Annotated in this window: 13 protein-coding genes; 9 read left to right on the forward strand and 4 right to left on the reverse strand. The window is 36.6% G+C overall.

Features of this window, described 5'->3' with window-relative positions; translation table 11 throughout:
• The first annotated feature begins 22 nt into the window (after positions 1-22).
• The 9 genes from NG809_RS01085 (at position 23) to NG809_RS01125 (ending at position 7,836) form a co-directional block, all read left to right on the forward strand.
• Positions 23-757 carry a sulfite exporter TauE/SafE family protein gene (locus NG809_RS01085; protein ID WP_262147290.1) on the forward strand — a complete coding sequence of 245 codons (735 nt, stop codon included), beginning with the start codon at positions 23-25 and terminating at the stop codon, positions 755-757.
• Position 758: 1 nt separating this feature from the next.
• Positions 759-1,256: a molybdopterin-binding protein gene (locus NG809_RS01090; RefSeq protein WP_262147291.1), complete on the forward strand. Its 498-nt coding sequence runs from the start codon at positions 759-761 to the stop codon at positions 1,254-1,256.
• 2 nt (positions 1,257-1,258) lie between these two features.
• A complete protein-coding gene (locus NG809_RS01095) occupies positions 1,259-1,486 on the forward strand; it encodes a MoaD/ThiS family protein (RefSeq protein WP_262147292.1) in 228 nt (75 codons plus the stop codon).
• 1 nt (position 1,487) lies between these two features.
• On the forward strand, positions 1,488-2,609 hold the full coding sequence (locus tag NG809_RS01100; protein WP_262147293.1) for a HesA/MoeB/ThiF family protein: 1,122 nt from the start codon (positions 1,488-1,490) through the stop codon (positions 2,607-2,609).
• Positions 2,593-3,033, forward strand: coding sequence for a molybdenum cofactor biosynthesis protein MoaE (locus NG809_RS01105; protein WP_262147294.1), 441 nt, complete (start codon positions 2,593-2,595; stop codon positions 3,031-3,033). Before NG809_RS01100 ends, NG809_RS01105 begins: the two co-directional genes overlap by 17 nt.
• A 1-nt stretch (position 3,034) precedes the next feature.
• Positions 3,035-3,943 (forward strand): bifunctional molybdenum cofactor biosynthesis protein MoaC/MoaB, encoded by a 909-nt coding sequence (gene moaCB, locus NG809_RS01110; protein WP_262147296.1) that lies wholly within the window; start codon positions 3,035-3,037, stop codon positions 3,941-3,943.
• Between the two features lie 133 nt (positions 3,944-4,076).
• Entirely contained in the window at positions 4,077-4,562 is a 486-nt protein-coding gene (locus NG809_RS01115) for a (2Fe-2S)-binding protein (protein WP_262147298.1), read from the forward strand.
• Positions 4,555-5,574, forward strand: a complete 1,020-nt coding sequence (locus NG809_RS01120; RefSeq protein WP_262147299.1) for an FAD binding domain-containing protein — start codon at positions 4,555-4,557, stop codon at positions 5,572-5,574. The genes NG809_RS01115 and NG809_RS01120 overlap by 8 nt, the downstream gene beginning before the upstream one ends.
• Positions 5,575-5,598: 24 nt before the next feature.
• Complete coding sequence (locus tag NG809_RS01125; RefSeq protein ID WP_262147301.1) at positions 5,599-7,836, forward strand: xanthine dehydrogenase family protein molybdopterin-binding subunit; 2,238 nt, start codon at positions 5,599-5,601, stop codon at positions 7,834-7,836.
• 50 nt (positions 7,837-7,886) lie between these two features.
• Here the strand turns inward: NG809_RS01125 and NG809_RS01130 are convergent, their stop codons facing one another.
• The 4 genes from NG809_RS01130 to NG809_RS01145 form a co-directional block, all read right to left on the reverse strand.
• Positions 7,887-9,023 carry a cysteine desulfurase family protein gene (locus tag NG809_RS01130; protein WP_262147303.1) on the reverse strand — a complete coding sequence of 379 codons (1,137 nt, stop codon included), beginning with the start codon at positions 9,021-9,023 and terminating at the stop codon, positions 7,887-7,889.
• Positions 9,024-9,825: 802 nt separating this feature from the next.
• A complete protein-coding gene (locus tag NG809_RS01135; protein ID WP_262147305.1) occupies positions 9,826-10,365 on the reverse strand; it encodes a hypothetical protein in 540 nt (179 codons plus the stop codon).
• Between the two features lie 35 nt (positions 10,366-10,400).
• Entirely contained in the window at positions 10,401-11,858 is a 1,458-nt protein-coding gene (locus tag NG809_RS01140) for an SdrD B-like domain-containing protein (protein WP_262147307.1), read from the reverse strand.
• A 1,050-nt stretch (positions 11,859-12,908) separates the two neighbouring features.
• Positions 12,909-13,268, reverse strand: coding sequence for a prevent-host-death protein (locus tag NG809_RS01145; protein ID WP_262147309.1), 360 nt, complete (start codon positions 13,266-13,268; stop codon positions 12,909-12,911).
• Positions 13,269-13,701 lie beyond the last annotated feature (433 nt).

A 13,701-nucleotide genomic window follows, 5' to 3' on the forward strand; every position in this document is an offset into this window, starting at 1 on the left:
TAAAACTCAACGCATTGCGCCTATGTCTGTAGAAATATTTTATGTTATTCTTTTTTTTGTTGCTTTTCTGTACGCAGCTGTTGGTCACGGTGGTGCCAGCGGATATTTAGCACTCATGGCTTTGTATGGAGTGGTTCCGGAAGAGATGAAACCGACCGCTTTGGTGCTCAATCTTTTTGTCTCTCTAACTTCATTCATCCAATACTATCGTGGTGGATATTTTTCCAAAAAACTTTTTATTCCGATTGCGGCAGCCTCGATTCCTTTGGCATTTATCGGTGGAATGATTACCGTTGAAGAAAATATTTACAAACGGATTTTGGGAATTTTACTTTTGTTTCCGGTCATCCGTTTTTTCTTTTTTAAAAATGTGGACGACAGTGAATTGAAACCTCATAACACAACAATTGCAGTCGTAACCGGCGGAGTTGTAGGCTTACTTTCAGGCATGATCGGCATTGGAGGTGGCATTATTCTTTCCCCAATTTTACTGTTGTTACATTGGACCAATCAGAAACAGACTGCAGCCATCAGTGCAGCATTTATTTTCGTAAACTCTGTCGCAGGCCTCGGCGGAATGGTCACTCAGGGAATTTCTTTCACAGGAGATATGGTGATGTATATTGTTGTGGCTTTCACAGGAGGGTTGTTAGGAGCTTATTTAGGTTCAAAAAAATTCAATCAGAATGTATTAAAGTATGTTTTGGCCACGGTTTTACTGATGGCATCTTATAAATTATTACTTACAAAAGCTTAATATGAAAATTCTTTCATTTCTTATCCTGTTTTTAGGTTTAACATTAAACGCGCAGGCTACCAAATCGATTTCTGTAACCGGAGATATTTTAAAACCGATAATAATCAATTTTAATGATTTGAAAAGTTATCAGCAACATTCGGTCGACAGTCTTGCGATTTACAATCATAAAATGGATTACAAAAGCACTTTGAAAAAATTAAAAGGTGTTCAGCTTAAAGACGTTTTGTCGAAAGTTGATTTTAAAACTGATTCTCCAAAATTATTGAGTGAATTTTATTTGGTTTTCATCGCAAATGACGGTTACAAAGTGGTTTTCTCATGGAACGAAATTTTCAACAGCAACAACGGAGATCATGCGTTTATCGTAACCGAAATGAACGGTTCTGATGCTTCGGATTTAAAAGAAAATATTATGATGGTAACGGCTACAGATAAAGCCACTGGTAGAAGATACGTGAAGAATTTGTCAAAAATTGTAATTCAACAGGTCAAATAATAATGGAAATAAAAATCATATCTTTTGGACAGATTGCAGAGATCACAGGAAAAGAATTCGTGACAGAAGCGACAGATCTTGATTCACTGAAACTTCATTTAATTCAGAAATTTCCCGAACTTTCGGATAAGAAATTTGCATTTGCAGTCAATAGAAAACTGGTGCAGGAAAATGTAATCTTAAATCAAAATGATGTTGTGGCTCTGATGCCGCCTTATTCAGGAGGATAATATGGAAAATTACAATGAAAGATACGCCCGACATTACGCTTTGTCTGACTTTGGTTTTGAAGGTCAGCAGAAACTTCTGCAGGCAAAAGTCTTGGTGATTGGTGCCGGCGGTCTTGGATGTCCGGTTTTGCAATATCTGGTTGCGGCTGGAATCGGAACGGTAGGAATTGTCGATCACGATCAGATTTCACTGAGCAATCTCCAAAGACAAACGCTTTATTCCACTGAAGATGTCGGTAAGATGAAATCTGAGGTCTCTTCTTTAAAACTTAAAAAATTAAATCCTGAAATAAACATTGAATCGCATCAGGTTGAGCTGACTTCAAAAAATGCATGGAATATCATTTCAGAATATGATGTCATTGTCGACTGTACCGATAATTTTGCAACACGGTATTTGATTAATGATGCCTGTGTACTTTTAAATAAACCTTTGATTTTCGGCGCAATTTATAAATATGAAGGTCAGGTTGCGGTATTTAATTTAAATTTAAAAAATAATAAATCAGTCAGTTACCGAAATCTTTTTCCCAATCCACCGAAGCCTGAAGATGTGCAGAATTGTAATGAAGTCGGCGTTTTAGGAGTGCTTTCAGGAATGATTGGAATGATGCAGGCGAATGAAGTGATTAAATTAATTTCAGGTGTAGGTGAAGTTTTGGATGGAAAATTACTGACATTCAATATGCTCAATTACGAAACTTTTATCATGGATATTTCAGGTGAAAATTCAACCGAAAATTTTATTCCTGAAAACAGAAAAGCTTTTGAAGAAACGGACTATGAGTTTCTCTGTGGAATTTCTAAAATTAATATTAAAGATTTAAATCCTGATGATTTCCTTGAGCAAATATCAAACGAAAACGTATTGACAATCGACGTGAGAGAAATTAACGAACTTCCGAAAGCTGAGTTTAAACATATTCAAATCCCTCTTTCAGAATTCAATGAAAGGTTGACAGAAATTAAAAACGAAAATATAATTCTGTTTTGTCAGAGCGGAAAGAGAAGTCTGAAAGCAGCGGAAATTTTAATGAAACATTTCGGAACTCAGAAAAAAATTAGCCATCTTAAAGGTGGAATCACAGCATTACAGCAAAGAAAAAATGAGCAGAACAGTTAAAAATATATTCACAGAAGGAGCGATCAGTCCCACTTTTATTTCGGAAAGCATTGCAAAACATGCATCGAAAAAAGAAATTGGGGCGCAAAGTATTTTTCTCGGACAAATCAGAGAAGATATTGTTGACGGCAAAACCGTAGCTGCAATAGAATACACAGCTTACGAGGAAATGGTTTTGGAAAAAATGCACGAAATCAGAGAAGCGATATTCCTGAAATACGATCTCACCTGCATGCACGTTCATCACAGTTTGGGAATCGTAAATGCCGGAGAAATCTGTCTGTTTGTTTTCACTTCATCCAAACACAGAATTGCTGCGATGGAAGCCTGTAATGAACTGGTAGAACGAATCAAATCGGAACTTCAGATCTGGGGCAGGGAAATTTTTAATGACGAATCCCATCAGTGGAAAGTAAATAAATAATATGGTTGACATTACACATAAATCATTCACGCTGCGCAAAGCCATTGCGACAGCAACAGTCAAAGCTTCTTCGGCAGAAACTATTTTGGCAATAGAAAACCGTACTGTTCCGAAAGGTGATATCTTTGAATTTTCGCGGGCTTCGGCTTTATTTGCAGTTAAAAAAACAAGCGATGTCATTCCCGACTGTCATCCGTTGCCGGTGGAATTTACTTCTGTTACTTTTAAAATAGAAGATCTTTCGGTCATCATTTCTGTGGAAGTTCATACGATTTATAAAACCGGAGTGGAAGTGGAAGCGATGCACGGCGCATCAGTTGCTGCATTGGTGATGTACGATATGCTGAAACCGATTGATAAACACGTGGAAATTCAAAATATCCGTTTGCTTGAAAAACAAGGTGGAAAATCGGATAACAATAAGTTTATCAATTCTGAACTTAAAGCTGCCGTGGTTGTCTGTTCAGATTCCGCATTCAAAGGCGAAAAAGAAGATACTTCAGGAAAGGCGATCTCAGATGCACTGGAAAAATATCAATTAAAAAATATTGATTATCAGATTATTGAAGATGATTTTAAAACAATCCAGTCAACTTTAATTAATTACAAGGAAAATAATTTTGATTTAATCATTTTCACAGGAGGAACCGGACTTTCATCCAGAGACATTACTCCGGAAGCAGTTTCTCCATTAATCGACCGCCACATTCCTGGAATTATGGAAACCGCCAGAAATTACGGACAGCAAAGAATAAAAACGGCTATGCTTTCCAGAGGTGTTGCAGGATTTTCAGGAAAAACGCTTGTGCTGACTTTTCCAGGCTCGAAAAAAGCCGCTGAAGAATCGATGGAAGCACTTTTCCCACAGGTTCTCCATGTTTTTCAGTTGAATGATCATCAGATTCATTAAATCATTTTTTTAATTAAAAATTTTGTCTTAAGTACATTGATTATAAATTAGTTTTATTTCTACCACATCAGCCGTTATGGAAACATAACGGTTCTTTATTTGTAATATATTCATTATACCAAAACTCAAATTTATGGCTAATAGTGAAAAACAATCCATAACGCTTAGCGTCAATGGTGAAAATCATCATCTGGAAATCCTGCCGTGGATTTCCCTTCTTGATGCTCTCAGGGAAAGAATTCATCTTACAGGAACAAAAAAAGGCTGTGATCACGGGCAGTGCGGAGCATGTACCGTTTTAATCGACGGCAAACGTGTTTTAAGTTGTCTCAGTCTCGCTGTGATGAAGGAAGGCACAGAAATAACCACCATTGAAGGAATTGCTGAAGAAGGAAATTTACATCCTATCCAACAGGCTTTTATCGATCACGATGCTTTTCAGTGTGGATATTGTACACCAGGTCAGATCTGCAGTGCCATTGGTTTGCTTAATGAAAATAAAGCCAAAACCCGCGAAGAAGTTCAGGATTTAATGAGCGGAAATCTCTGCCGTTGTGGCGCCAACAGAGGTATTATTAACGCAGTGATGGCTGTAAAAGAAACTGTATCTCATGAATAATTTTTCCTACACAAAAGCTAACGACGTTAAAACTGCTGTTTCTTTAACAAATACCAGCGACGATAATAAAATCATTGCAGGCGGTACCAATATCATTGATCTCCTGAAATACTTTGTTACTGAAGCTGATACCTTGGTTGATATTAACCAAATCTCTGATATAAATGGTATTCAGGAACTTCCTGAAGGAGGATTAAGAATCGGAGCACTTCTTACAAATGCAGAAACAGCATATCATCCGGTTATAGAACAACAATATCCACTGTTATCGAAAGCTATTTTAGCCGGAGCATCAGCACAAATCAGAAATATGGCTACTAACGGTGGAAATTTATTGCAACGGACGAGATGTTATTATTTTTACGACATCCATACACCTTGTAATAAACGTGAACCGGGTTCTGGATGCTCCGCTATCAAAGGTTACAATAGAATTCACGCAATTTTGGGACACAGCGAAAACTGTATTGCTGTCTTTCCGTCAGACATGTGTGTAGCGCTTGCTGCGTTGGATGCGGTCGTTCATATTTCAGGACCGGATGGAGAACGAAAGCTTGAATTTTCAGATTTTCACAGGCTTCCTGAAGATGCACCGGAATTCGATAACAATTTGAAAAAAGGTGAAATTATTACAGGAATTGAGCTTCCCGAAAAAGGATTTGCTGAAAATTATTCTTATTTAAAATTAAGAGACAGAGCTTCGTATTCTTTCGCTTTGGTTTCAGTTGCTACAGGTTTAGCATTAGAAAATGGTAAAATTAAAGAAGCAAGAATTGCTTTGGGAGGAGTTGCCCACAAGCCTTGGCGCGTAAAAGAAGCAGAAGATTTTTTGGTTGATAAAGATGCATCACGGGAAAATTTCCTGCAGGCAGCAGAAATGATCGTGAAAGGTGCAGTAGGTTTTGAACACAACATTTTTAAAATCGGTTTGGCCAAAAAAGCGATTGTCAGAAACTGCATGATGGCTCTCGATCCAAAATCACAACGTCCTGGTGCAAAACCATCATTGTAATATTCACTTCAATTAAAATTATTTATGGAAAATACACCATCTGTCGGAAAAGCGATCAGCCGTCTCGAAGGTCATCTGAAAGTAACAGGAACTGCAAAATATGCAGGAGAATATCAGGCTGAAGATTTATTGTATGGTTATGTGGTCAACAGTACCATCACAAAAGGTAAAATTAAGTCGATCGATACTTCTGAAGTGAAAAAAATGGAGGGTGTGATTGAAGTTTTCACCCATGAAAACAAACCTTCAACAGCGTGGTTCGATTTTCAGTACGCTGATATGGATGCACCTCCAGGAACCGTTTTCAAACCACTCAAAGATAATGATATCAAATACAATGGTCAACCCATTGCGCTCGTTGTGGCAGACAGTTTTGAACTGGCACGTTATGCCGCTACAAAACTTGATATCGTTTACGAGAAAGAAGAATTTGAAACTGAATTAAAAGCAAATCTCGAAAAATCCCGCGATCCCAAAAAAGGTCTGGCTTCAATGCTCAAACCGCCGCCACCAAAGCCAACCGGAGATTTTGATAAGGAATATGAAAATTCGGTCATAAAAACTGACAGTCATTTCAGTCATGGAACAGAGCACCACAATCCGATGGAAATGTATGCATCGACTGTCATTTATGAAGGAAACGATAAATTAAAGATTTACGATAAGACACAGGGAACGATCAATTCCCAGATGTATGTTGCGAATGTTTTCGGATTGAAAATGAAAAACGTTCAGGTGATTGCTCCTTTCGTGGGTGGTGGTTTCGGTTCAGGACTTCGTCCTCAGCATCAGCTTTTCATGGCTGTGATGGCATCTTTGGCTTTAAAAAGAAATGTTCGCGTAACTTTGGATCGCGCACAGATGTACATGATCGGACACAGACCACCGACTTTGCAACAGACAAAATTCGGTGCGGATCAGGATGGAAAAGTAAACGCAATTTACCATAAAGCAACTGGGGAAACTTCCAGATTTGAAGATTATGTGGAAATTGTAGTCAATTGGGCCAATATGATTTATCCCGCTGAAAATACTTTATTGGAACATGAAATCGTTCCGCTGGACGTTTACAGTCCTTTGGATATGAGAGCACCTGGCGGAAGTACAGGAATGCACGCCATTGAAGTAACCATGGATGAAATTGCTTACAAATTAAACATCGATCCACTGGAATTAAGGTTGATTAATTATTCAGAAATCGACAAAAGCAGTGATAAGGAATACTCAAGCAAAGAATTAAAAAACTGCTTTCTGCAGGGAGCCGAAAAATTCGGATGGAATAAAAGAAATCCTGAACCCCGCAGCATGAAAAACGGCAACAAACTCGTAGGCTACGGAATGGCTACAGGAATCTGGGATGCCAACAGACTTTTAGGTCGCGCAGAAGCCATCATGACTCCCGAAGGAAAAGTAGAAATTAAAAGTGCCGTAACAGATATTGGAACCGGAACTTTGACTATTATGACTCAGATCGCAGCAGATGAATTGGGCTTACCGGTTGAAGATATTACATTTTCGTACGCTGACAGCAGAATGCCTTTTGCACCGATTCAGGGTGGTTCGTTTACCACTGCGACAGTGGGTCCTGCGGTACAGAATGCCTGTCAGGCTCTCAATGAAAAGCTGTTTAAACTTGCCAGAAAAATGAAGAACTCTGCTCTGGCTGATGCCAAATTTAAAGATGTTCAGTTTCAAAACGGTTGGATAAGTTTAAAAAATAATTCTGAAATTAAAATTAACGTAAAAGATATTTTGGCTTCGAATGAAGGCAAAGCTGTCAAAACAACCAATTCAGCGATGCCCAATCCGCTGACTTACGGTAAAAAAGCAAGAGCGGTGCACAGCGCAGTTTTTGTGGAAGTCGAAGTAGATGAGGAACTCGGAACGATTGAAGTTAAAAGAGCAGTAACAGCTGTGGCAGCCGGAAAAATTATCAATCCGAAAACAGCTGAAAGTCAGGTTTTGGGCGGAATGATCTGGGGAATCAGTAAGGCACTTCACGAAGAAACAATCCTCGACCATCAGTTTGGAAGATATATGAATGCAAACTTAGGAGAATATCATATTCCGGTGCACGCCGATATTCATGATCTTCAGGTTTTATTTGTTGAAGAAAATGATCAGTTCGTGAATGACCTTGGTGTGAAAGGAGTAGGAGAGATTGGTGGAGTGGGAATTCCTCCTGCTATTACCAACGCCATTTTTCATGCTACAGGAAAGAGAATTTATGATTTACCAATCCATTTCGACAAACTTCTGTAATGAATTTTTAAAATGAAATATCACAATCCCGTTGCTAAATGCGGGATTTTTCATGCTCTCAACTGATGAACCAATTCAGTCACTTTCTTAATGGTCAAATCGATTTCTTCTTTAGTAGTAAATTTTCCCAAACTGAAACGGATTGAGCTCAAAGCATTTTCATCAGATAATCCCATTGCTTTTAAAACATGAGATGGCTTTGAAGTAACCGCTGAGCAGGCCGACCCGCTGGAGACTGAAATATTTCCTAAAGAAATGATCAGCTGTTCAGACCAAACTCCAGGAAAGCAGATGTTGGAAGTATTGTAAATTCTATTGGTAACCGAACCATTCACAAAACTGCCTTCGATTTTTAATAATTCGGATTCAAGGTGATCACGAAGTTGGCCAATTCTGGTTTCATCATCCTTCATTTCTGCTTTTGCAATTTCACAGGCTTTACCGAGACCAATAATTCCAGGCACATTCAAAGTTCCGCTCCGCATATTTCTCTGGTGACCGCCTCCGTGAATCTGCTCAGCAAGTTTAATTTTAGCTTTGTTTGAAATATACAGCGCACCAATTCCTTTCGGTCCATAAAATTTGTGTGCAGAAATCGTGAGCATATCAATCCCTAAATCTGCAACATCAATCGGTATTTTTCCAACAGCCTGCGTTGTGTCACATAGAAACAAGGCACCTTTGGAATGCGCTATTTCCGCAATTTTTTTGATATCATGCAGCGTTCCTGTCTCATTATTTGACATCATCGCAATGACCAAAAAAGTTTCTTCTGTAACAGAATTTTTGAAGTCTTGAATATTGACTGTTCCGTCTGAACTGACCGGGAAATATTCCACTTCAGCATCTTGGGTTTCCATATATTTACAAGTATCCAAAACAGCCTGGTGTTCAGTGACAAATGTGATGATTTTTTTTCCGGATCGATTTTCAATTCCTTTTATGGCTAAATTTAGAGCCTCAGTTGCTCCTGAAGTAAAGACAATTTTATTTTCCTGCGCACCGATAAGGTCTGCAACCTGCCACGCTGCATTTTCAACTCCTTCTTTTACATTTAAGCCATCGATGTGTGAGCTGTTTGCATTGGCATAAAACTCTGTAAAGTAAGGAATTATGGTTTCTACAACCCGTTGATCCGTTTTCGTTGTTGCATTGTTGTCGAGGTAAATTCTGTTGATCTCAGGCATTTTAAAACGAAATTTAATTAATTCTGTAGAAAATTTACTTTGAACTACATCAAACATAATCTCTGAATCTCTCAAGATACGAAGTTATTCGGGAGAAAAAATAAATTCAGGTGTAAATTTTAAAATTAAAGATCATAATTTTAAAGTTTTGATTAGAAATTGTTTGAACGTAGATACTCAAATAGCAATTGTGTTGTTTTTTACTATTCAGCTATAATTTCACTTTATTTTTAGAAGGAGTTAAAGCATTTTATAAAACTGCACCTATTTGTAATTTGGAACATGTTTTTTCTAACGTGCTATTGTATTTCTTCCTATTCTGAGATGTTTTGCAAGCTGACTGTTACTTAAGTTGTGATCATGCTGATGCTACAAATAAAATTTAACAGTATTTCATCATAAGCCCTGTGAGAATTCTCTGAAATCTCATTTTATTTTATCAAATTATCCAATACAATGATGTAATATATTAATAATGAATACTGCTGGAAACAATCATCAGACTGTAAAATTGATATTAAAAAATATTTTGATTTTACTGTTAGGAATAATTTGGTAACCCTGAGAGAGAAAAATGGCTGTTTTCAAAAAAAAAATCAAAAAAAGCTGCGCATCGTGCGCAGCTCTTAGTGAAAACTAAAGCTTATAAATTACATTATAAAGACTTTATTCTAAATATAGTGATTAATTATTCAAAGTCTCTGCTTTGAAAAAAGGTTAGTAATACATCCAGCAAAATCATAAAATTAGTATTACATATTTAAAGATTATAATATCTTAAATTCTGTAAAATAAAATGCTCTTATTTCCAGTAGCTCCATGTGCTCCCATCAAATATGGCCAGCATTCCGGATTCCGTGTCATAGACCATCGTACCGGCTACCGAGCCTTTCAGTAAATTCTGCGGGTTGCTGACTTTAGGAAGAACCAATGCTTTAGTAGTAGACTCCAACACCATTATTCCGGACTTAGAGCTGATATCACTGCCGATTATTACACTGGCGCTACCCGCCACATCTTCTCCCGAATTGGAAAATCCGTGCAGTTTACCCTGAATACTGTTTAGGGTTAAGTTAGTCCAGTTTTGATTTGTATTGTTATTTTTTTCTTCTTTAACCTTCACAGATCTGTCTGAAGAATCAAAAATGAAGGTTCCGCCTGCTGCACCTGTGACATTTACTGATGATAATTGTGGAAGGATTATTCCTTTCGGTTCGCTGCCAAATTCAAGTAGTACACTGTTGTTAGAAAGTGCTGTAGTTCCTACACCTATCTGTGCATCTGTATTTACAGAAAACAGCATTATTCCCATTAGAAATGTTGCATATCGTAAATTAGTCATACTTCTGTTATTTTATTTGTTTGTATTGTTATTTCTTATTCTTCATTACACCCTCTTATGATACAGTTCCATCCAAGGCGTGATTTATCGACCCCCGGATTATTCCCCCTAAAAATCTGGACACATTTCAGATCTGTATTGTAGATTACCATACCTTCTACGGCAGAGAGCGCATTTCTCTGTACTGTTGTCATGTGGGTGATGACTAGACCCTTACTGTCTGAATCAAGAACAAGATGACCATTTGGAACAGTGGTTGGCCATTTTTCAACCGAAATTGATTTTTTTGATAAAATGCCCATTTTTGCATAGCCTGCCGGTATGCCGGTTAGCCCCGGTTTTACGCATGGAAGTCTGTAGAGTCCGAAATTGCGATTCTGTACAGGTGAGTCTGAGATCTGTATATTTAATGTATTGGAAAGTGTGCCTTCAGCGTTCCCTACAATTTCATATCCGGCAGGTACAGTGGCAGTAACTGTATAATTTCCTCCCAGCACATTCTGAAACGAATAAAAGCCATTAGAGTCACTATTGGTTGTTGCCACCGTACTTCCGCTTGCGTTTTTGAGACTGATACTGACATTAGGGAAAGGTAGACCGTTTGGAACCCCACCATTATTATCTTTAAAAATTATCCCACTTACAGGCATACGGAGACTGATTGAATTTTTGTTGTATGCAGTAAAAGACATGTCGCTCTGGCCTGAAAAAATCTGTGTGAATCTGGAGATCTGGCCTGCATTGGAAGCTGTGACCCCTAAATCAGACCAGTCGAGAGCCAGAATTCTTACATCTCTAGTATTATTGCTGTCGTTAGGCCCCACTGTTGTATTATAGGTTATAGGCGATGTGTTTGCGTTGTAGAACTTCCACCTGAACAGACCGAGACTCTGTACTGTGGATAAATCTACATTAAACTCAGTTCCCACAATTGTTCCTGCGCTGTTTCTGAAAGAAAACCGGTCCTGGACATTACTTATCTGACCCATCTGAGTGATAAGAAGATCGGGAATTCCGTCACCAATTGATGAAACGTTGATATCCTGAATTTGGTAGTTAATTTCGGCACCAGAAGGAAAATTGAAAATTGCTGTTCCAAGATCCAGGCCACTAGCTCCGTCAGTAAGATATTGCGAAAGTGGCTGTGATACAGGAATAGGAGTAATATCGCCGTCACCTCCGAACGCTTTTCCTACACCAATAAAGGTACTGTTCCCTGGAGTTGGATTCGAAGTGATTGGCAGTGCAGCAAAGTTTCCCGAGGAGAAAGTAATTCCTTTTGATGTCAATAAACTGTTATTAACCCCAGTTGAATACACTTTATCTCCAATCTTGAAGGCCAAAAGGTTATGGCGGTTATTGGGGATTGACTGGTTATTGGTATTACTCTCCCAAAATCCGTTAAAATCTGTATAAATCTTTGAAGGTACAGATTGTGCTGAATTTAAAACAGGAAATAATGATAGTAATAAGCGAATGTATGTTGCTTTCATATAGGTATATAAGAGATTGGATCCACAGTTTCTGCAGATCAAATTTATTTCGCTTAAGTTTTTAGTTGTATAGTTCAGAGCATCAGGTAACTGCTGACAGTGTTTTGCTGCAGTAGTAGAAAAGTTTAGCCTTGCATAAATATATAAAGCAAAAAATCCTTTACAAAAAGTTCTGAACAGGAATAAGAAGAATCATCCTAGGAATGATAAAAAGAAACGTTATCTGTAGAGATCAGGTGGAGCAATCTTCAGGTTTATAAAAAGAAACTGTTCGAATTATTCGCCGGGAAACTGGCTGATGACCGGCAATTGTTTGATTAAATCTGCGTAAAAGCATACAGAGGATCGGGGTAACTTTGTTAGTAACCATTTTTTTTTTTTTATGTGTAATATGTGTTTCCAGAAAGGATGGAGCAAATGTAATATTTATCAATTGAAAATTCAATTTTATTCACTTATTTAACATTATTATTTTCTTGTGAAAGCCATTTAATAGTACGTCTATGATATATTATGTGGTATCTGTTTATTAAAATAATTCATTTTTAGAAGAATTAAAATACAGTTATAGCCCAGAGATTTCATAAGACAACAAATTGCAAATGCGCAAATAATAACAATAAAATTTGGTAGATATTCTCGTGAAAGGATGACGCTATATTCTTAATTATTCAATACTGATAATGGGCTGATCCCGGTTTCAGTAATATCAAAAAATTTTGAAACAAGTTGGTATGTTTTTGAATATAAAAATTTGTCAAATAAAACGTAAAATTCCTTTAAACAATATTAATTTGAAAATTATATAACAAAATCTCACACTTGTTACAAAATGGTAAAAGAGATGATATTAATAACACGGTTTATGAAGTCTAAAAAAAGTTTTACTACACTTCAAAAATTTAAAACATTTTACAAATTCATAAATATTTTTGAGGTATGGAGTAAGGCGATTCAGAAAAATAAATTCAAAAACAACTTATGGCAATCCAAGAATTTTTTTTGTGGAATTTTTATAAGATAATTTAAAGCAAATTACTAATTCATAAATTAATTAATCTGATAATTCTCTATGTAGATACGTATTACAAAATGCACATAATCTTCATCAGCTTCCTTCTGCTTAATCAATTTGTTTTTATAATTGTAAGAATTTAGAATATCCATCAGATTTTTATATGTTTCAAGATCCGCACCTTTCAACTTCACCCTGCTGTTACCTTCACGTGTTTTTATCAGCTGATCATCTAGAGTTCTGACTTTGAAAATAGAATCGCAAAGAATAGGATTTCTGCTCATTATTCCTTTATACCTGTCTATGATATTAATTTTGAACGTATCAAATGTTATGGTATTGTAGAAGATATTAGAGCTTTCAGACTTGGTATTGAGTACTAGTTTATAATTCATGGCAATAATGCTAAAATTCCCTCTTAATTTTAATTAAGGGGACTAAAATAATTTATTTTTAATAATGGTGTATGCTAAATACTTTAATTATGCGAAGCAATTTTTATGCCTAAACATGATATTTTTTTTTAATAATTTTTTTTTGAACTTATAAAAATTACAGTATTGTATTGATTTCGAAATGAGCTGTGCTAAGGTTATATTTTTCAATTATTTACGTTCGTATTTAGGTAATACTTACAATATTTGCTGATTTTTGGATGACCTTTTTTTATATGACTTTTTTTTAAGATCTCTCAAAACAGTTCTTAAAAAATGTGACAAAAAGTATATAAATCGCATCGCGGTCGGTCATATCTACAGATATGTAAAAGTTTATTAACCGTTAAATAAAATGATATGGTTATTCACAAAAATCAGTTTATAAATTTCC

This window comes from Chryseobacterium foetidum, from assembly GCF_025457425.1.
GTDB classification, from domain to species: Bacteria; Bacteroidota; Bacteroidia; order Flavobacteriales; family Weeksellaceae; genus Chryseobacterium; species Chryseobacterium foetidum.

Coding starts and splice junctions, on each gene's coding strand:
- moaCB (WP_262147296.1), top strand. CDS start 3,035: ATGGTTGACATTACACATAAATCATTCACGCTGCGCAAAGCCATTGCG.
- NG809_RS01120 (WP_262147299.1), top strand. CDS start 4,555: ATGAATAATTTTTCCTACACAAAAGCTAACGACGTTAAAACTGCTGTT.
- NG809_RS01090 (WP_262147291.1), top strand. CDS start 759: ATGAAAATTCTTTCATTTCTTATCCTGTTTTTAGGTTTAACATTAAAC.
- NG809_RS01135 (WP_262147305.1), bottom strand. CDS start 10,365: ATGACTAATTTACGATATGCAACATTTCTAATGGGAATAATGCTGTTT.
- NG809_RS01145 (WP_262147309.1), bottom strand. CDS start 13,268: ATGAATTATAAACTAGTACTCAATACCAAGTCTGAAAGCTCTAATATC.
- NG809_RS01130 (WP_262147303.1), bottom strand. CDS start 9,023: ATGCCTGAGATCAACAGAATTTACCTCGACAACAATGCAACAACGAAA.
- NG809_RS01125 (WP_262147301.1), top strand. CDS start 5,599: ATGGAAAATACACCATCTGTCGGAAAAGCGATCAGCCGTCTCGAAGGT.
- NG809_RS01100 (WP_262147293.1), top strand. CDS start 1,488: ATGGAAAATTACAATGAAAGATACGCCCGACATTACGCTTTGTCTGAC.
- NG809_RS01140 (WP_262147307.1), bottom strand. CDS start 11,858: ATGAAAGCAACATACATTCGCTTATTACTATCATTATTTCCTGTTTTA.
- NG809_RS01105 (WP_262147294.1), top strand. CDS start 2,593: ATGAGCAGAACAGTTAAAAATATATTCACAGAAGGAGCGATCAGTCCC.
- NG809_RS01095 (WP_262147292.1), top strand. CDS start 1,259: ATGGAAATAAAAATCATATCTTTTGGACAGATTGCAGAGATCACAGGA.
- NG809_RS01085 (WP_262147290.1), top strand. CDS start 23: ATGTCTGTAGAAATATTTTATGTTATTCTTTTTTTTGTTGCTTTTCTG.
- NG809_RS01115 (WP_262147298.1), top strand. CDS start 4,077: ATGGCTAATAGTGAAAAACAATCCATAACGCTTAGCGTCAATGGTGAA.